Origin of the sequence: Kitasatospora sp. NPDC056651 (assembly GCF_042792155.1) — a bacterium.
Lineage (GTDB): Bacteria > Actinomycetota > Actinomycetes > Streptomycetales > Streptomycetaceae > Kitasatospora.
Window position 1 is genome coordinate 102,994 of the sequence record NZ_JBHTWX010000002.1, and the last position, 15,974, is coordinate 118,967.

The window sequence follows — 15,974 nt, forward strand, 5'->3', positions numbered from 1 at the left end:
CGTACCAGGCGGAACTCCGGGGCGAGCGGCTCGCGCGGGACGGTGAAGTCGGCGGGTGCCGGTTCGGTCATGGTGGTCGACCTGGAAGCCCGCGCCCCGCCGCTCCACGTCTTTTTACCGCCGGTTCTACCGCTGGTACACGGTGCGGCCGCGGACCACCGTGCGCAGGCAGGTCGGCAGCGGGTGGCCGGGGGTGAGGTCGGGCAGGCCGGGGGTGCCGGAGCGTGGGTCGGTGGACCAGCCGGCCACCCGGGAGTCCGGGGCCTGGACGACCAGGTCGCCGGCCGCCCAGATCGCGTAGCTGGCGACCGCGCCGGGCACCAGCACGCCGTCCTGGTCGCGGCCGATGGCGCGCCAGCCGCCACGGGTGTGGGCGGTGAAGGCGGCACGCACCGAGATCCGGTGGTCCAGGGTCTGGTGGAAGGCGGCCGCGCGAACGGTGCCCCAGGGGTCGAGCGGGGTGACCGGGGCGTCCGAGCCGAAGGCCAGCGGGACGCCGGCCCGCAGCAGGGCGGCGAAGGGGTTGAGGGCAGCCGCCCGTTCGGCCCCCAGGCGCTGGACGTACATGCCCTCCGGGCCGCCCCAGGCGGCGTCGAAGGCGGGCTGGACGGAGGCGGTCAGACCGAGCTCGGTGAAGGCGGCGACGGCCTTGTCGTCCAGCGCCTCGGCGTGCTCGACCCGGTGGCGCAGGGCCTTGACCCGGTCGGCGCCGACCCGCTCGCCGGCCGCCCGGACGCCCTCGACGACCGCTGTGACGGCCGCGTCGCCGATGGCGTGGAAGCCGGCCTGGAGTCCGGCCTCGGTGCAGGCGGCGACGTGGTCGGCGACCTGCTCGGCGGTCAGGTAGGCGGTGCCGGTGTGCTCGGCGTCGGCGTACGGGGTGTGCAGGCAGGCGGTGTGCGAGCCGAGCGCGCCGTCCACGAAGAGGTCGCCGCCGGCGCCCACCGCGCCGAGCCTGCGGGCGGTTTCGACGCCACCCGACTCGCCCCAGTAGCCGAAGACTTCGGGCCCCTCGCCGTCGGCGGCCAGGGCCAGCAGGGCGGCCAGGTCGGCCTCGGAGGAGATCTCCGGGCCGGCGCACTCGTGCAGCGCGCCGATGCCGAGTTCGGCGGCGCGGGCCAGGGTGGCGCGCTGGGCGCGGCGGCGCTGGTCGGGGGTGAGGCGGGCGAGCGCGGTCTGCCGGACGGCGTGGTGGGCGTCCTTGGTGAGCGGGCCCTCGGGGTCGAAGCCGGGCGCCTCGGCCAGGCCCTCGGTGAGGGTGCGCAGCGCGGTGGTGGCGAGCGCGGAGTGGACGTCGGTGCGGGAGAGGTAGAGCGCCGCGCCGCGGGCGGCGGCGTCGAGTTCGGCGAGCGTGGGCGGGCGGCCCTCGGGCCAGCCGGTCTCGTCCCAGCCGTGGCCGATCAGCACCCCGTCGGCCTCGGGCCGGGCATCGACGAAGGCGGTGACGGCGGCCAGGGCGGCGGCCAGCGAGGGGCTGCCGGTGAGGTCGAGGCCGGTGAGCGCCAGCCCGGTGGCGGTGGCGTGCACGTGGGCGTCCACGAAGGCGGGGGTGACCAGGGCGCCGTCCAGCTCGACGATCTCGTCGGCGGTCGCGGCGTACGCCTCGGCGGCGCCGTCGCTGCCGACCCAGGCGACGTGCCCGCCTTCCACGAGCATCGCGGTGGCGAAGGGGTCGGCGGGGCTGTAGACGGCGCCGCCGCGCAGCAGGACGGTCGGGGGGGTGCTTTCGGTCATGCCGCCAAGTCTGCACCCCACCGGTTCGCGGTCAGAGCTTCGGGGGTCGTGCCTCGTACGGGGTGGACAGGACGACGGTGGTGCGGGTCGAGACGCCGGCGGCGCTGCGGATGCGGGCGAGCAGGTCCTCCAGGTCGCCGGGGGCACCGACGCGGACCTTCAGTATGTAGTTCTCGTCGCCCGCGACGCTGTGGCAGGCCTCGATCTCCGGCAGGCCGGCCAGGCGCTCCGGGGTGTCGTCGGGGGCGCTCGGGTCGAAGGGTTTGACCGAGATGAACGCGGTCAGCGCCAGGTCGACGGCGTCCGGGTCGATGATCGCGGTGTAGCCGCGGATCACCCCGCGCTGTTCGAGGCGGCGCACTCGCTGGTGCACCGCCGAGGTGGACAGGCCGGTGGCCTTGCCCAGGTCCGTGTAGCTCATCCGGCCGTCTTCGAGGAGCAGCTGGACGATGCGTTGGTCGAGATCCTCCACAGTGCGCAAACCTACCCGGTCGGGAGCACGGGGGGCGCACGCGGTGGCACGGTGAAGGATCGCAGGTGCCAAGGGGGCACATGCCGGGTGAATGTGGCATCGGGTGTGACCAAGGGCACACCCGGTGCATCACGGTGCACGACACCGCAGGGTTATGAGTCCGAATCGCAGGGAAGTGCTGGTTGTGGCCCTGGACGACCATGTCGGGCCCGATCCTAGGGGGATCCTCATGCCTGCTACTGACCAGCGTGTGCTGGGCGCTGACGAGTCTGACGATATGACCGACCGCGAGGACCTCGCGGTCGACCACATGCCGGGCACCGACCCCGGCGAGGCGGACGCCTGGGACGTCCTCCGGGTCCACTGCCCCGAGTGCCGCCGTCCGATCGCGCTGCCGGCGGACGAGGAGCGGCTGCCGCAGCACGCGCTGCTGCCGACCGCCTGGAACCCCTTCGCCCCCGCCGTCTGCCCGGGTTCGGGCGCGCCGACCGACGACCTGGCCGAGGTCGAGGCCCCCGAGGATGCCGAACCGGCCGGCTTCGACGCGCTGTCCAAGCTCCCGAACGGGCTGGACTGGCGCACCCAGCCGTTCTCGCACGCCGTGGCGCACCGCCCGGTACTGCTCGCCGCCGTCGGCCAGGACACGCCCCCCGTGCCCGCGGTGCCGACCGTCGCGGCGCTCCGGTCCGCGATCCCGGAGCAGCGCCGCCGCTCCGCGATGAACGCCCGCAACGCCCGTACCGCCCGTGCGGCCAAGGCGAGTTGACGCCCACAGCGAAGCGCCTCCGGCCGTCACTCCGCACCCTGGAGTGACGGCCGGAGGCCGTAGGGGGAAGGCGTCAGGCCTTCGTGAGGTGGCGGCCGATCACCAGGCGCTGGATCTGGTTGGTGCCCTCGACGATCTGGAGCACCTTGGCCTCGCGCATGTAGCGCTCGGCCGGGAAGTCCTGGGTGTAGCCGTAGCCGCCGAGCACCTGGACGGCGTCGGTGGTCACCCGCATCGCCGTGTCGGTGCAGAACAGCTTGGCCATCGCCGCCTCCTTGGAGAACGGCCGGCCGGCGTCCTTCAGCCGCGCCGCGGCGAGGTAGAGCGCGCGCCCGGCCTCGATCTGGGTGGCCATGTCGGCGAGCAGGAAGGACAGGCCCTGGAACTCGGCGATCGGGCGGCCGAACTGCCGCCGGGTGCGGGCGTAGTCGACCGCGAGGTCGAGCGCGGCCTGGGCGACGCCCATCGCACAGGCGGCGATGCCGAGGCGGCCGGAGTCCAGCGCGGCGAGCGCGATCTGGAAGCCCTGCCCCTCCTCGCCGACCAGCCGCTCACGGGGGACCCGGGCGCCGTCGAAGTGCAGCTGCGCGGTGGGCGAGGAGCGCATGCCCATCTTGTGCTCCGGCGGGGCCGCGGACAGCCCCTGCTGGGCGCCGGGGACCAGCAGGCAGCTGATGCCCTTGGGTCCGTCGGCGCCGGTGCGCACCAGGGCGCTGTAGAAGTCGGCCTGGCCGCCGTGGGTGATCCAGGCCTTGGTGCCGTTCACCACGTACGCGTCGCCGTCGAGGTCGGCCCGGGTGCGCAGCGCGGCCGCGTCGGAGCCGGACTGCGGCTCGGAGAGACAGTAGGCGCCGAGCTGTTCGCCGGAGAGCATGGCGGGCAGCCACTGGTCGCGCTGCTCGTCGGTGCCGAAGGTGGCCAGCGCGTGGCAGGACAGGGTGTGCACGCTGACGCCGAGGCCTATCGCGAGCCAGCCGGCCGCGAGTTCCTCCAGCACCTGGAGGTAGACCTCGTAGGGCTGCTCGCCGCCGCCGTACCGCTCCTCGTAGGGGAGGGAGAGCAGGCCGGCCTCACCGAGGGTGCGGAAGACCTCCCGCGGGAAGCGGCCGGCGGCCTCGTCCTCCGCCGCGCGGGGCTGGAGCTCGCGCTGGACCAGGTCCCGGGTGAGACCCAGCAGCTCGCGGGCCTCCTCGCTGGGCAGCTGGCGCTCCACGGCTTTCGCAGGGGAGGGGGTCATGGCGGTGGTCGCCTCCTCGATCGGGCGCCGGACGCAGGTGTCGGCCCGGTCCGGCGCGGGTCTGGCAGATCGGCCCGACCGGCACCGGGTCGCGGTGAACGGTCGTTCACAGTCGTGGCGAAGGCGAGTATGCCCGAAACCCGCCCCGGCGTCACGACCTGCACAGATGTTCTGTCCGCAGTGGCGGGCTACGGCACCGTAGGGTTGACGTTGTGGCTGCATTCGAACCCGCCCCTCCTCCACTCAGGACCGTCGCACCGTCGCTCCGCCCCGTCCCGGTCCCGTTCCGGTCCGCCGCGGCGGACCGAACTGCCGCGGAGCGTCGGCCCGCTCCGGAAGGCCGGCCCGCCGTGGACGACCGGGCCGCCGTGGAGGAGCGGCCGACCGCGCTCGCCGAGCTCGCCGGGGAGTTGCGCGCGCTGGCGCCCTCCTGCGGACCGGTGCGGCTGGTCGCGGTGGACGGGCACGCGGGCTCCGGCAAGACCACCTTCACCGGACGGCTGGCGGCGGCGCTCGGCGGCGCCCCGGTGGTGCACCTCGACGACCTGGCCACCCACCGCGAGCCGTTCGGCTGGACCGGGCGGCTGCGCGAGCAGGTGCTGGAGCCGCTGGCCGCCGGGCGGGACGCCGAGTACCGGGTGTACGACTGGACGTCGCGGCGCTTCGCGGCCACGGCCTCGGCGCCGGTCGCCCCGGTGGTCCTGGTGGAGGGGGTCGGCGCGGGACGACGGGCGGTGCGGCCGTGGCTGGCCCGGGTGGTCTGGATGGAGCTGGACGCCGTTTCGGCCAGGCGGCGCGGCGAGGAACGGGACGGTCCGGAACTGGCCGAGTTCTGGGCGGGCTGGGCCCGGGCCGAATCGGCGCATTTCGCCGCCGATCCGAGCCGCCCGTACGCCGCGACCCGGGTCGACGGGGTGACCGGCCGGATCGCGCCGGGCACCGTGGGTGAATCTTCAACCAGTTCCTTGACCTGCGACATCACCAGGACCTAGGTTCGAACCAGCCACCGGAACGAACGATTCCGGTCGCCTCGGACCCGGCGCCCCCGGCTTGTTCCCCCGTGAGCCAGGGGCGCCGTCCGGTCCGCTTCCGAAACTCGCTCCCCCGCCGCCCGTTTCGTCACCCGACCGCTCAACGGCCGCTCACACCGTCGCATTTGACCCTGTACGGCACCCTTACGGATCAGCCCCGCGCCGGTACGATTCCTGGCAGGCGCAGTTGCGCCACAGGGGGTCGACGACCACCGGCCAGGCAAGGCGCAGGCGACTCGCCGGCCGAGCCCCGGGCCGCACCGCGGGGGGCGTGAGTGACGACGGTGGACAGTTCCGACAGCACGGAAGGCGGGCCGGACCGGCTCGCCGACCGCGCCTGGCTGCGCGCCATGGACGCCTACACGGCCGGCGCCTACGCCCGCGCCGAGGAGGAGTTCCGGGCGGCCGTCCGGCTGGACCCGGGCATGGCCGACGCCTGGCTCGGCCTGCACGCGCTGCGCAGCGACACCTCGGCGGCCCTGCTGGCCATGTACCGCAACCGAAACCGCTTCGGCGAACAGCGGCGGCTGCACCGACGCCCGCTCAGTTCCTGGTACTGGCTGGGCTGGTGGGTGCAGCCCGTGCTGGAGGACGCCCGCGACCTCGCGCTGGCCCACGCCTCGCACTGGCTGGACGGACGCCATCTCGCCGAACTGGACCGGGCGCTGGAACAGTGCCCGACCCCCACCGAGGACCCCTGCGCCCGCTTCCTGTACGCCTGTCGCGCCTACCTGCTGAAGGACTGGGAACAGCTGATCCGGGACACCGACCGCCTGCTGGACGACCCGCTGCTCGGCATCGAGGCCGGGCTGTTCGCCGGCATGGCGCGGGTCCGGCTGGACATGTGCGCCCAGGCCCAGGCCCCGCTGGCCGCCTCACTGGCCCGCTGCCGCTCCGAGCAGCCGCAGCGCAAGGAGCTGCGGTACTGGCTGGCGCGGGCGTACGAGGGCGCCGGGCGCAGTGCGGCGGCGCTGCCGCTCTACCGGGCGGTGCACCGGGCCGACCCCGCGTTCATGGACACCGCGACGCGGCTGGCGGCCATCGCCGCCGAGGACCTGCTCGCGGACGGGCTCGGGGACGTCCTGCCGGCGGGCGGGCTGCTCACCGGCGGGCAGCCGGCCGGCGGGCGCTCGGGGGCGGCCGACGGCGGTACGGCGGGCGACCCGGGCCTCGAGGCCGACTACCCGGACGACGGCGGGTTCGCCGGGATGCCGGAGTACGGCGAGGAGTTCGAGGGCGCGAGCGGGCCGAGCGGCGCGACGGTCTCCGGCGACGGGGTCACGATCGGCGGCCCGTCCGGCGTGGCGCCCTCGGGCAACGGCCCCTCGCTGGAGACCGGCCGGACGGACACCGGCTCGGTGAACCCGGGCCTGGTGGACGCCGGTTCGGCGGACATCGGCTCGGTGGACGCCGGTTCGGTGGACGCGGGTCTGGCGGACGCCGCACCGCGGCCCGCCGGGGAGCGCTCCGGCTGGGGCACCCCCGCCGGCCCCGCCGCACCGGCCCCGCCGCCCGGCCGCGGACAGGCACAGCCCCGGACCGCCGCCTCGCCCGAGCCCCGGAGCGACGGTGACGAACGGGAGTTGGACGCGGCCCTGGCCGAACTCTCCCTGATGGTCGGCCTGGAGCCGGTCAAGCGCCAAGTACGGGCACTGTCCGCCCAGTTGAGAATGTCGCGACTGCGGGCCGAGCAGGGGCTACCGGTCCAGCCGCCGAAGCGCCACTTCGTCTTCTCCGGCCCCTCGGGCACCGGCAAGACCACCGTGGCCCGCATCCTCGGCCGGGTCTTCCACGCCCTCGGCCTGCTCTCCGGCGACCATCTGGTGGAGGCCCAACGGGCCGACCTGGTGGGCGAGTTCCTCGGCCAGACCGCCGTGAAGGCGAACGAGCTGATCGACTCCGCGCTGGACGGCGTACTGTTCATCGACGAGGCGTACAGCCTGTCCAACTCCGGCTACACCAAGGGCGACGCGTACGGCGACGAGGCACTCCAGGTGCTGCTCAAGCGTGCCGAGGACAACCGGGACCGGCTGGTGGTGATCCTGGCCGGCTACCCCGAGGGCATGAACCGGCTGCTCGCCACCAACCCCGGTCTCAACTCCCGCTTCACCACCCGGGTCGACTTCCCCAGCTACCGTCCCGGCGAGCTGACCGCGATCGGCGCGGCGCTGGCCGGCCGGGACGGCGACGGCTGGGACGAGGACGCCGCCGAGGAACTGGCCAGCATCTGCACCCACGTGGTCCACGAGGGCTGGATCGACGAGCTGGGCAACGGCCGTTTCATCCGCACCCTGTACGAGAAGTCCTGCGCCTACCGGGACCTGCGGCTGTCGCTGCTGCGCGAGCCGCCGGGCCGGGAGGACCTGGCCACCCTGCGGCTGCCGGACCTGGTGCAGGCGTACGGGGAGCTGATCGACGGCCGGGGTTGATCGACGGCCGGGGCTCGTCGCCGCCCCGGCCCACAACCCGGTCAGTCGTCGAGGACGGCGTTCTCCCGCTCCCGGTCCAGCCCGGTCCTGGCCCGGTCCGCCCGCTGCGGCGCGCTGCCGCCGATCGACCGCAGCCAGGCCCAGGTGTCCTCGACCGTCTCGGCGACCGGGCGGCAGCGCAGCCCGGCGCCGAGCGCGCGCTCGACCGAGCCGGCGTGCATGAAGTCGCACAGCTCGCCGGGCGGCAGCCAGATCGGCAGCTCGGTCCACGGCTCGATGCCCGCCGCGAGGATCCGCTCCGGAGCCGTCCAGCGCAGCTCGGCGTCCGAGCCGGTGGCCCGCACGCAGGCCTCCAGCAGCTCGCCCGTGGTCGCGTGGCCGGACGGGCCGACCAGGTTGTACGGCCCGCCGAGCCGGGCCACCACGGCGTCCAGGGTCCAGGTCGCGAGGTCGCGCACGTCGATGTACTGGAGGGCCAGGTCGCGCGGCCCCGGGGCGAGCACCGGGCCGCCCTCGGCGATCCGGTTGAGCCACCAGGGCAGCCGGCCGATGTCCTCGTGCGGGCCCAGGATCAGTCCGGCCCGGGCCAGCAGCGCCCGCCCGCCGAACTCCGCCTCCAGGGCCAGTTCCGCGCCGCGCTTGGTCTCGGCGTACGGCACCTCGCCGGTGAGGTCCGGGGAGGAGGCGACCACCGGCGCGGTCTCGTCGGCCCCGGCCACCAGCGGGTGGTCGTACACCGACCGGCTGGAGACGTACGCGTAGTGGCCGACCCGGCCGTTGAGGAAGCGGGCGCTGTCACGCACCGCCGCGGGGGCCCAGGACCAGGTGTCCACCACCGCGTCCCACTCCCCCGTGCCCAGCGCCGCGAGCCCGCCCTCGGCGGTGCGGTCGCCGGACAGCGCCCGCACGCCCTCGGGCGCGGGCCGGGTGCCTCGGTTGAGGGCCGTCACCTCCCAGCCCCTGGCCAGCGCCTCCTCGGCGACGGCCCGTCCGACGAACTTGGTTCCACCCAGCAGGAGAAGTCTCATGCCCACCACCCTGCTGCCAGGGTGGTGGGCATGGAACGGCTGCCTGCTCTCGGCAGAATCGCCGTCGGCGAACGCCGGGGCCCGTCCGCGCCGCGGGTCAGGCCGTGGCGCGGGTCACGCCGTGGCTCGGGTCAGGCCACGGCTCGGGTCACGCCGTGGCGCGGGTCCGCCCGGCCGTGGGTCAGACCGTGGCGCGGTGGTCGGGGTCGTGCATCTCGCCGACCAGCTCCTCCAGCACGTCCTCCAGCATGACCACGCCGAGCGTGCGCCCGTCCTGGTCCAGCACGGCGGCCAGGTGGCAGGTGGCCCGGCGCATCGCGCCGAGGGCGTCGTCCAGCGGGAGGCTGCCGCGCAGCACCGTGATCGGCCGCCACAGGCGGGCCGGCACCGGCGCCGAGGGGTCTTCCACGTCGAGGATGTCCTTGAGGTGGAGGTAGCCGAGGTAGCCGTGGCCGGCCGGGTCGCCGTCGGTGACCGGGAAGCGCGAGAAGCCGGTGCGCAGCGCCAGCTGCTCGACCTCGGCGGCGGTCGCCTTGGTGTCCACGGTGACCAGCTGCTCGGGCTTGAGCAGCACCTCGGTGACCGGGCGGCGGCCCAGCTCCAGGGCGTCCTCCAGGCGCTCCTGGCGGTCCTCGTCGAGCAGGCCCGCGTCCCGGGAGTCGACCAGCAGGTACATCAGCTGCTCGGTGGTGAAGACCGACTCGACCTCGTCCTTGGCGTCCACCCGGAACAGCTTCAGGATGCCGTTGGCGAGGGCGTTCAGCACGCTGATCACCGGGGCGAGCCAGCGGGCCAGCCGGTCCAGCGGCGGGCCGAGCCAGAGCGCGGCCTTCTCCGGACCGGCCATGGCCATGTTCTTCGGCACCATCTCGCCCATCACCATGTGGAGGAAGACCACGACGGCGAGCGAGATCCCGTAGGAGAGCGGGTGCATCAGGCCGGACGGGACGCCGATCGCGTGGAACGGGCCCTCCAGCAGCGAGGCGATGGTCGGCTCGGCGAGGGCGCCGAGGCCCAGCGAGCAGACGGTGATGCCGAGCTGGGCGGCGGCCAGCATCGCGGAGACGTTGGACAGCGCGTGCAGCACGGTGCGGGCTCGCTTGTGTCCGGCCTCGGCGAGCGGCTCGATCTGGCTGCGGCGCACCGACACCACGGCGAACTCGGCGCCGACGAAGAAGGCGTTGCCGAGCAGGAGCAGCAGCGCGATGGCCAGTTGCAGGGCGGTCATCGGCCCTCCTCCCCGTGCTCGTCGAACTGCCCGGGCGCGCTGGTGCGCTCCACCCGGACCTCGGTCGTGCGGTGCCGGTCGACCCCGGTGACGGTGAGGCGCCAGCCGGGCAGGTCGGCCCGCTCGCCCACCTCGGGGAGCTTGCCGAGCAGGTCGGCGACCAGCCCGGCGAGGGTCTCGTACGGGCCGTCCGGGGCGTTCAGGCCGATCCGCTCCAGCTGGTCGATCCGGGCGCGGCCGTCGGCCTCCCAGACCGGCAGGCCGTCGACCGGCGGCAGCGGGAGCAGCTCGGGGTGGTCGTCGGGGTCGTGCTCGTCCTGCACGTCGCCGACGATCTCCTCGACGATGTCCTCGACGGTGACGACGCCGGCGGTGCCGCCGTACTCGTCGACCACGATGGCCATCGGCTGGAGGCGGCGCAGCTGGTCGAGCAGCCGCTCGGCGGGCAGCGTCTCGGGCACCAGCAGCGGCGGCGAGGCCAGCTCGCCGACCTTCACCAGGCCGCGCCGGGCGGCCGGGACGGCCAGGGCGTCCTTGAGCGTGACGATGCCGGCGACCTCGTCCACGCTGTCGGCGTAGACCGGGAAGCGGGACAGGCCGGTGGCCCGGGTCAGGTTGATGACGTCGGAGGCGGTGGCGTCGCGCTGGAGCGCGGCCACGTCCACCCGCGGGGTCATCACGGACTCGGCGGTCAGCTCGCCCAGACCCAGGGTGCGGACGAACAGGGCCGCCGACTCCTCGTCTATCGCGCCGGCCTTCGCCGAGTGGCGGGCCAGCGAGACCAGCTCGTCCGGGGTCCGGGCGTGCCCCAGCTCCTCCTGCGGCTCGATGCCGAAGGCCCGGACCGTCCGGTCGGCGACGCCGTTGAGGAGGCTGATCAGCGGACGGCAGACGAAGGAGAACGCCATGTGCGGGGCGGCGACCGCGCGGGCCACCTGGAGCGGGCGGGAGATCGCCCAGTTCTTGGGCACCAGCTCGCCGATCACCATCTGGACGACGGTGGCCAGCACCATGCCGACGACCACGGAGACGCCCCGGGCGGCCGAGTCGGGCACGCCGATGCCGGACATCACGGGTGCGAGCAGGGTGGACAGGGCCGGCTCGGCGAGCATGCCGACCACCAGCGAGGTGACGGTGATGCCGAGCTGGGCGCCGGACAGTTCGAAGGAGAGGTGCCGCAGGGCCTTGGCGACGCGGTGGGACTTGGCGTCGCCCGTCTCGGCGGCGCGGTCCACCGCACCGCGCTCCACGGTCACGAAGGCGAACTCGGCGGCCACGAACAGGCCGTTGGCGAGGATCAGGAGAACGGCTGCGAGCAACAGCAGCCAGGCGGTGATCACAGTGCCGCCTGCCTTCCGGGAGCCGGAACGGAGGCGGCGCAGGTACTACCGGACGGATCGTCCATCGAGGGGGAGTGTCACTCCTCAGGTCGGTTTCGGGCGCTCGATTCTGGGCAGGGCGAACTTTGCCCTGCTTTTACCAGCGTAGACCATACCCGGATGGACGTAAGGAGCCCGTTCGGCCCGCCGGGGACGCGGAGTCCCAGGTGGGAGGGCGTCCGGCTTCAGGCCCGGGCGTGCTGCTCGACCAGGTCGCGCAGTGCGCGGGCGTCCGCGATCGCCTGGGCCTTGCCCACCCCGGACTGGATGCCGACCGCGGCGAGCGAGGTGCCGTCGGCGAGGTCGAGGGTGGCCCACGGGTCACCCTGGCGGAAGTTGACCCGGACGATCTCGGCCCAGGCCAGCCGGCGGCTGCGGACGAAGTTGACCACCGTCACACCCTCCGCGTCGGCGCTCACCCGGGGGCGGGCCAGCATCAGGCCGACGGCCGCGAACAGGACGCCGCTGGCCGCCATCATGACCCGGTCGTTGAGCTGCCAGTTCTCCGGGAGGAGCACGGCCATCACGGCGAACAGCACCACCAGCAGCGCGCAGACCGGCAGCAGCACGGCGCGGGTGCGGCGCGGCGCCCAGGTGACGGGGATCTCGACGGACGGCGTGGACACGTGGGTCTCCGGGGGTGGTTCTGGTGGCGGCGGCACGGCTCTGGTCGCGGCAGCCCTGGCAGCGGGTCCGGGTCGCGGCAGCTCCGGTGGCGGCAGCGCGAGGGGCGGGGACGCGGTCGGCGTCCCCGCCCCATTGAACCGTTCTTTACTCGCGGGCGGGCGAGGAGGTCACCCGGCCGGCCTGGTCAGAGGCGGCAGGCGTGGATGTTGGTGACCAGGATGGCCCGGGCGCCGATGGCCCACAGGTCGTCCATGATCTGCTGGGCCTCCTTGCGGAGCACCATCGAACGCACCGCGACCCAGCCCTCGGTGTGCAGCGGCGAGACGGTCGGCGACTCCAGGCCCGGGGTGAGCGCGACGGCGGCGCTGACCTTCTCGGCGCGGATGTCGTAGTCCATCAGCACGTAGCGGCGGGCCACCAGCACGCCCTGGAGCCGGCGCAGGAACTGCTCGACCCGCGTGTCCTCACCGGCGCCCTTGGGCCGGATCACCACGGCGTCGGAGATCAGGATCGGCTCGCCGAACACCTCCAGGCCGGCGTTGCGCAGGCTGGTACCGGTCTCCACCACGTCGGCGATCACGTCGGCGACGCCCAGCTGCACCGCGGTCTCGACCGCGCCGTCCAGCTTGGTGACCGTCGCCTTCACCCCGTGGTCGGCCAGGTGCTGCTCGACCAGGCCGGTGTACGAGGTGGCGATCCGCAGACCCTCCAGACCCTTGACGTCCTCGACGACCACGCCCTCGGGGCGGGCGAAGCGGAAGGTCGACCCGGCGAAGCCGAGGGCGAGCACCTCCTCGGCGTTGGAGTGCGAGTCCAGCAGCAGGTCACGGCCGGTGATGCCGACGTCCAGGCGGCCGGAGCCGACGTAGACGGCGATGTCCCGCGGGCGGAGGAAGAAGAACTCCACCTCGTTGTTGGGGTCGACGAGGACGAGCTCCTTGGGGTCCTTCCGCTGGCGGTAGCCGGCCTCATGGAGCATCTCCGCCGCGGGACCCGAGAGAGAACCCTTGTTGGGGACGGCGATGCGCAGCATGGGAGGTTGCTTCCTTACCTGTTGGGAGGGGGTGTGCTCGGTGTGCTCGTGATCGAAGGTGCGTGGAGCGGGTGTCGCGTGATTCTCGGGTGTCTAGAGGTACTTGTAGACGTCGTCGAGCGTCAGACCGCGGGCGATCATCATCACCTGCAGGTGGTAGAGGAGCTGCGAGATCTCCTCGGCCGTCTGCTCGTCCGACTGGAACTCGGCGGCCATCCAGACCTCGGCGGCCTCCTCGACGACCTTCTTGCCGATCGAATGGACGCCCTGCTGCACGAGCTGGGCGGTGCGGGAGGACGAGGGGTCGCCGGTGGCGGCCTTCTGCTGGAGCTCGGCGAAGAGCTCCTCGAATGTCTTCGAAGCCATGATGGGAGCCACCTTACGGCGTGCGGGCTGACGCGCGGTAAACGGTCCCGGAGCGTGGACAGTCCGTCGGACGTCCACGCTCCGGGGACCGGCCTCCGGGCTCCGGGACCGTGAGGACCGTCGTCAGAGGGCGGCGCGCAGCACCGCGGCGGTGGCGACGGCCGCGGTGACGGCCTCGTGCCCCTTGTCCTCCGCGGAGCCCGGCAGACCGGCGCGGTCGATCGCCTGCTCCTCGTTGTCGCAGGTCAGCACGCCGAAGCCGACCGGGACGCCGGTGTCGACGCTGACCTGGGTGAGTCCGGCGGTGGCCGCCTGGCAGACGTAGTCAAAGTGCGGGGTGCCGCCCCGGATGACCACACCGAGGGCCACCACGGCGTCGTAGCCGCGCTCGGCGAGGCGCTTGGCGGCGACCGGCAGCTCGAAGGTGCCGGGCACCCGCAGGACGGTCGGCTCGGCGACGCCCAGCTCCTTGAGGGCGCGGTGGGCGCCGTCCAGCAGGCCGTTCATCACCTTGTCGTGCCACTGGGCGGCGACAACGGCGACCTTGAGGTCGGCGGCGCCTTCGATGGTCAGCTCGGGGGCTCCGTGGCCGCTCATGTTCTGTTCCGTTCTCTGGGGTCGGGCTTGTGCTCGGCGGTGGGCTTGCTCTTGGCGGTGGGCTTGCTCTTGGCGGTGGGCTTGCTCTTGGCGATGGGCTTGCTCTTGGCGATGGGCTGGCGGGGTTCGGTCGGACGTTCGGTCCGCCGGGCGTGTCTCCGGACTCAGGAGCCGAGGCCGGGCAGGTCGTGGCCCATCCGGTCGCGCTTGGTGCGCAGGTAGCGCAGGTTGTGCTCGCTGGGCTCGATCTCGACCGCCTCACGCCCCTTGACCTTGAGCCCGTGTTCGGTGAGCGCGGCCAGCTTCTGCGGGTTGTTGGTGATCAGGCTGAGCGAGCGGACGCCGAGGTCCACCAGCATCTGGGCCGCGATGCTGTAGTCGCGGGCGTCGGCGGGCAGACCGAGGTCCAGGTTGGCGTCGACGGTGTCCCGGCCCTGCTCCTGGAGCTCGTACGCGCGCAGCTTGTGGGCCAGGCCGATGCCCCGCCCCTCGTGGCCGCGCAGGTACAGCACCACGCCGCGCCCCGCCTCGGCGATCCGCTGCAGCGAGGCCTCCAGCTGCGGTCCGCAGTCGCAGCGCAGCGAGCCGAAGACATCGCCGGTCAGGCACTCCGAGTGGACCCGCACCAGGACGTCCTCGCCGTCCGGCAGCCGGCCCTCCGCGTCCAGGCCTCCGGCGACCAGCGCGAGGTGCTCGACGCCGTCGATGGTGCCCTGGTAGCCGACGGCGGTGAACTCCCCGTGCGCGGTGGGCAGCGCGGTGACGGCGGCCCGGTCGACGTGCAGTTCGGTGCGGCGGCGGTAGGCGATCAGGTCCTCGATGGAGATGATCGCGAGGCCGTGCTCGCGGGCGAAGGCGACCAGCTCGGGCAGCCGGGCCATGGTGCCGTCGTCGTTGACCACCTCGGCGATCGCGCCCGCCGGCGAGAGCCCGGCGAGCCGGGCCAGGTCGACGGCGGCCTCGGTGTGGCCGGGGCGGACCAGCACGCCGCCCTCGACGGCGCGCAGCGGGAAGACGTGCCCGGGGCGGGTGAGGTCGCCGGGCTCGGTGCCCGGAGAGGAGAGCAGCCGTACGGTGCGGGCGCGGTCGGCGGCGGAGATGCCGGTGTCGACCCCGTCCCGGGCGTCCACCGAGACGGTGTACGCGGTGCCCTTGCGGTCCTCGTTGACCTGGGTCATCGGCGGGAGCTTGAGGCGGTCCAGCTCCTCGCCGGTCATCGGGGCGCAGATCACGCCGGAGCTGTAGCGGATGGTGAAGGCCATCAGCTCGGGGGTGGCGGCGGAGGCGGCGAAGACGATGTCCCCCTCGTTCTCGCGGTCCTCGTCATCGACGACGACCACGGCGCGGCCGAGGGCGATGTCGGCGATCGCCCGCTCGACCGGATCGAGGACGAGTTCGAGGTCATCGGACTCGACGGCGCGGGTCTGGTTCTCGGTCATGCCGTGACTCCCTGCGGGACGGTGGCGGACTTGACGCGCGGCTCACGGGTGCTCAGCCACCAGGAGCGCAGGCCGAGCAGCACCAGGACGAAGTAGACGGAGTAGGTGAGGCCGGAGAAGGTGTAGCCGCTGTTGAAGGCGAACGGCACGCCGACCGCGTCGACCGCGATCCAGGCGAACCAGAACTCCACCCAGCCGCGGGCCTGGGCGACCATCGCGGCCAGCGTGCCGACGAAGATGTAGGCGTCCGACCAGGGACTCCAGGACAGGCTGGGGAAGGACGTGAAGAGCAGGGCGAGCGCGACCGTGCCGGCCGCGGTGCCCGCCACCAGCACGAGCCGCTCGCGCCAGCTCGCGAACCGGACGGCGATCGTGCCTCCGTCGCGGCGGCCCCGCTGCCACTGCGCCCAGCCCCAGGAGGCGGTGGCGATCACGATCAGCTGCTTGCCGATCAGGCCGGGGACGTGGCCACCGAGGTAGGCGGCGATCAGCACCGCGCCGGACAGCAGCTGGACCGGCCAGCTCCAGACCGAGCGGCGCCAGCCGAGCGCGAGCCCGCCGAGGCCGAAGATGTTGCCGATCATGTCGGCCCACTTGACGTGTTCGCC

15 protein-coding genes are annotated in these 15,974 nt (G+C 73.7%); 3 read left to right on the forward strand and 12 right to left on the reverse strand.

Annotation, left to right across the window (positions count from 1 at the left end; all coding sequences use genetic code 11):
* Nucleotides 1-126 precede the first annotated feature (126 nt).
* Together ACFRAR_RS02090 and ACFRAR_RS02095 are read right to left on the reverse strand one after the other, a co-directional pair.
* Nucleotides 127-1,734, reverse strand: coding sequence for an amidohydrolase (locus ACFRAR_RS02090; RefSeq protein WP_380693702.1), 1,608 nt, complete (start codon nucleotides 1,732-1,734; stop codon nucleotides 127-129).
* Nucleotides 1,735-1,765: 31 nt separating this feature from the next.
* Nucleotides 1,766-2,206: an Lrp/AsnC family transcriptional regulator gene (locus ACFRAR_RS02095; RefSeq protein ID WP_045694655.1), complete on the reverse strand. Its 441-nt coding sequence runs from the start codon at nucleotides 2,204-2,206 to the stop codon at nucleotides 1,766-1,768.
* A 277-nt stretch (nucleotides 2,207-2,483) separates the two neighbouring features.
* On the opposite strand from ACFRAR_RS02095, the gene ACFRAR_RS02100 reads away from it, so the two are divergent.
* Entirely contained in the window at nucleotides 2,484-2,972 is a 489-nt protein-coding gene (locus ACFRAR_RS02100; protein ID WP_380693704.1) for a hypothetical protein, read from the forward strand.
* Nucleotides 2,973-3,045: 73 nt separating this feature from the next.
* Here ACFRAR_RS02100 and ACFRAR_RS02105 read toward each other — a convergent pair whose 3' ends face one another.
* On the reverse strand, nucleotides 3,046-4,209 hold the full coding sequence (locus tag ACFRAR_RS02105) for an acyl-CoA dehydrogenase family protein (RefSeq protein WP_380693706.1): 1,164 nt from the start codon (nucleotides 4,207-4,209) through the stop codon (nucleotides 3,046-3,048).
* Between the two features lie 350 nt (nucleotides 4,210-4,559).
* Between ACFRAR_RS02105 and ACFRAR_RS02110 the strand changes: the two genes are divergently transcribed.
* Both ACFRAR_RS02110 and ACFRAR_RS02115 read left to right on the forward strand, forming a co-directional pair.
* Nucleotides 4,560-5,201: a uridine kinase gene (locus tag ACFRAR_RS02110; RefSeq protein WP_380693708.1), complete on the forward strand. Its 642-nt coding sequence runs from the start codon at nucleotides 4,560-4,562 to the stop codon at nucleotides 5,199-5,201.
* Between the two features lie 389 nt (nucleotides 5,202-5,590).
* Nucleotides 5,591-7,669, forward strand: coding sequence for an AAA family ATPase (locus tag ACFRAR_RS02115; RefSeq protein ID WP_380693884.1), 2,079 nt, complete (start codon nucleotides 5,591-5,593; stop codon nucleotides 7,667-7,669).
* A gap of 41 nt (nucleotides 7,670-7,710) precedes the next feature.
* Here the strand turns inward: ACFRAR_RS02115 and ACFRAR_RS02120 are convergent, their stop codons facing one another.
* The 9 genes from ACFRAR_RS02120 to ACFRAR_RS02160 all read right to left on the reverse strand — a co-directional run bounded on the left by ACFRAR_RS02120 (nucleotide 7,711) and on the right by ACFRAR_RS02160 (nucleotide 15,950).
* Nucleotides 7,711-8,697 (reverse strand): NAD-dependent epimerase/dehydratase family protein, encoded by a 987-nt coding sequence (locus ACFRAR_RS02120; RefSeq protein WP_380693710.1) that lies wholly within the window; start codon nucleotides 8,695-8,697, stop codon nucleotides 7,711-7,713.
* Nucleotides 8,698-8,878: 181 nt separating this feature from the next.
* Nucleotides 8,879-9,925, reverse strand: a complete 1,047-nt coding sequence (locus tag ACFRAR_RS02125) for a hemolysin family protein (protein ID WP_380693712.1) — start codon at nucleotides 9,923-9,925, stop codon at nucleotides 8,879-8,881.
* Nucleotides 9,922-11,265: a hemolysin family protein gene (locus ACFRAR_RS02130; protein WP_380693715.1), complete on the reverse strand. Its 1,344-nt coding sequence runs from the start codon at nucleotides 11,263-11,265 to the stop codon at nucleotides 9,922-9,924. The genes ACFRAR_RS02125 and ACFRAR_RS02130 overlap by 4 nt, the downstream gene beginning before the upstream one ends.
* Before the next feature lie 224 nt (nucleotides 11,266-11,489).
* The gene (locus ACFRAR_RS02135; RefSeq protein WP_380693717.1) at nucleotides 11,490-11,930 is read right to left on the reverse strand and encodes a PH domain-containing protein; all 441 of its coding nucleotides are present in this window, start codon (nucleotides 11,928-11,930) and stop codon (nucleotides 11,490-11,492) included.
* A 185-nt stretch (nucleotides 11,931-12,115) separates the two neighbouring features.
* On the reverse strand, nucleotides 12,116-12,964 hold the full coding sequence (gene hisG / locus ACFRAR_RS02140) for an ATP phosphoribosyltransferase (protein WP_380693719.1): 849 nt from the start codon (nucleotides 12,962-12,964) through the stop codon (nucleotides 12,116-12,118).
* 93 nt (nucleotides 12,965-13,057) lie between these two features.
* Nucleotides 13,058-13,330, reverse strand: coding sequence for a phosphoribosyl-ATP diphosphatase (locus ACFRAR_RS02145; RefSeq protein ID WP_030279806.1), 273 nt, complete (start codon nucleotides 13,328-13,330; stop codon nucleotides 13,058-13,060).
* A gap of 123 nt (nucleotides 13,331-13,453) precedes the next feature.
* The gene (gene ribH / locus ACFRAR_RS02150; RefSeq protein ID WP_380693722.1) at nucleotides 13,454-13,927 is read right to left on the reverse strand and encodes a 6,7-dimethyl-8-ribityllumazine synthase; all 474 of its coding nucleotides are present in this window, start codon (nucleotides 13,925-13,927) and stop codon (nucleotides 13,454-13,456) included.
* A gap of 164 nt (nucleotides 13,928-14,091) precedes the next feature.
* Entirely contained in the window at nucleotides 14,092-15,366 is a 1,275-nt protein-coding gene (locus ACFRAR_RS02155) for a bifunctional 3,4-dihydroxy-2-butanone-4-phosphate synthase/GTP cyclohydrolase II (protein WP_380693724.1), read from the reverse strand.
* Nucleotides 15,363-15,950 carry a nicotinamide riboside transporter PnuC gene (locus tag ACFRAR_RS02160; RefSeq protein ID WP_380693886.1) on the reverse strand — a complete coding sequence of 196 codons (588 nt, stop codon included), beginning with the start codon at nucleotides 15,948-15,950 and terminating at the stop codon, nucleotides 15,363-15,365. The genes ACFRAR_RS02155 and ACFRAR_RS02160 overlap by 4 nt, the downstream gene beginning before the upstream one ends.
* Between the last annotated feature and the right edge of the window lie 24 nt (nucleotides 15,951-15,974).

Coding starts and splice junctions, on each gene's coding strand:
- ACFRAR_RS02090 (WP_380693702.1), bottom strand. CDS start 1,734: ATGACCGAAAGCACCCCCCCGACCGTCCTGCTGCGCGGCGGCGCCGTC.
- ACFRAR_RS02100 (WP_380693704.1), top strand. CDS start 2,484: ATGACCGACCGCGAGGACCTCGCGGTCGACCACATGCCGGGCACCGAC.
- ACFRAR_RS02105 (WP_380693706.1), bottom strand. CDS start 4,209: ATGACCCCCTCCCCTGCGAAAGCCGTGGAGCGCCAGCTGCCCAGCGAG.
- ACFRAR_RS02115 (WP_380693884.1), top strand. CDS start 5,591: ATGGACGCCTACACGGCCGGCGCCTACGCCCGCGCCGAGGAGGAGTTC.
- ACFRAR_RS02120 (WP_380693710.1), bottom strand. CDS start 8,697: ATGAGACTTCTCCTGCTGGGTGGAACCAAGTTCGTCGGACGGGCCGTC.
- ACFRAR_RS02125 (WP_380693712.1), bottom strand. CDS start 9,925: ATGACCGCCCTGCAACTGGCCATCGCGCTGCTGCTCCTGCTCGGCAAC.
- hisG (WP_380693719.1), bottom strand. CDS start 12,964: ATGCTGCGCATCGCCGTCCCCAACAAGGGTTCTCTCTCGGGTCCCGCG.
- ACFRAR_RS02145 (WP_030279806.1), bottom strand. CDS start 13,330: ATGGCTTCGAAGACATTCGAGGAGCTCTTCGCCGAGCTCCAGCAGAAG.
- ribH (WP_380693722.1), bottom strand. CDS start 13,927: ATGAGCGGCCACGGAGCCCCCGAGCTGACCATCGAAGGCGCCGCCGAC.
- ACFRAR_RS02155 (WP_380693724.1), bottom strand. CDS start 15,366: ATGACCGAGAACCAGACCCGCGCCGTCGAGTCCGATGACCTCGAACTC.
- ACFRAR_RS02160 (WP_380693886.1), bottom strand. CDS start 15,950: ATGATCGGCAACATCTTCGGCCTCGGCGGGCTCGCGCTCGGCTGGCGC.